This is a genomic window from Bacteroides sp. AM23-12 (assembly GCF_003434395.1).
GTDB classification, from domain to species: Bacteria; Bacteroidota; Bacteroidia; order Bacteroidales; family Bacteroidaceae; genus Bacteroides; species Bacteroides thetaiotaomicron.
Genome location: NZ_QTLF01000089.1, coordinates 1 through 525 on the forward strand (window position 1 = coordinate 1; position 525 = coordinate 525).

Sequence of the window (525 nt, forward strand, 5' to 3'; positions counted from 1 at the left end):
ACATTTACATTTGCAGTATTAAATATCACAACAAAATATAAGTGTATATTTGAAAAGTAGAGTTGCAGTGAACTAACTTTGACACTAGTCTTAAATGACTATAGGCTGAATCAGACTGCAACTCTCTTAATAGGAGAACCTAGCCAGTTAGAATTGTAGGCTCACGACCTAATAAATGTATTAGCTGTTTCTCCTTCATGTTTAATACTGTAAATACAAAGTTATGAATTATTCTCATTTTGTAGGTCTTGATGTAGGAAAAAAAACTTTCGATGCATCATTAATGTCCGCAGACGAAAAAGAGTTGTCTCACAAGTCTTTTGATAACACTCCAACTGGGATCCAATCTTTATTGGATTGGATAGCTGGTTATCATCTCTCTTTATCCAAACTCTTGTTCTGTGCTGAAAACATGGGAAGTTATGTCACAGAGTTATCTGTTTCCAGTGTCTCCATGGGATTTTCCCTGGCTTTGGTTTGCCCGTTGACCATCAAGAAGTCCATAGGCTTGCAACGAGGCAAAAA

At 36.4% G+C, this 525-nt stretch carries 1 protein-coding gene; it reads left to right on the plus strand.

Annotated elements, in window-relative coordinates; genetic code table 11:
* Window positions 1-223: 223 nt before the first annotated feature.
* Window positions 224-525 (plus strand): IS110 family transposase (locus DW640_RS24195; protein ID WP_233525476.1); only part of this gene is annotated, 302 nt, incomplete at its 3' end.